Origin of the sequence: Neisseria sp. P0019.S002 (assembly GCF_051957155.1) — a bacterium.
In the GTDB taxonomy this organism is placed as follows: Bacteria; Pseudomonadota; Gammaproteobacteria; order Burkholderiales; family Neisseriaceae; genus Neisseria; species Neisseria perflava.
On sequence record NZ_JBQCWS010000100.1, the window covers coordinates 1 to 470 of the forward strand.

1 protein-coding gene is annotated in these 470 nt (G+C 60.9%); it reads left to right on the forward strand.

Annotated features, from left to right (window positions below):
- A partial coding sequence (locus ACTHTY_RS11775) for an AzlC family ABC transporter permease (protein ID WP_440367812.1) occupies window positions 1–432 on the forward strand: 432 nt, incomplete at its 5' end.
- Window positions 433–470: the final 38 nt, after the last annotated feature.

The following is a 470-nucleotide window of genomic DNA, read 5'->3' on the forward strand; positions in this document are numbered from 1 at the left end:
CCGCATATCAAGCACCTGCCGATGAAAAAAATCCTGCCCACCCTTTTTTTCATGACCGACGAAAGCTGGGCGATGTCCATGGCCGACATCCGCAAACGCAAAGAAGCCGGCCTGCCCCTGCTCAGCCTGCCCTACTACGCCGGCATCTGCGCCACCCTTTACACCATCTGGGTGGCCTCCTCCGCGCTCGGCACCGTCATCGGCCCCTACTTGGACAACATCGATAACTGGGGCTTCGGCATGGCCTTTCCCGCCGTATTCCTCGTCCTGCTGCGCGGCATGTGGAAAGGCTGGAAACCCGCCCTGCCCTGGCTCGTGAGCCTGACGACGGCAATCGCCGCCTACCTGCTGTTCAAAGGCGCGTGGTACGTTCCCGCCGGAGCCGCCGCCGGTTTATTGTGTGCCTACATAACGGGCGGGAGCGGCGCATGATTTCATTCGATTCGATATTGGTCATCCTCGGCATGCTG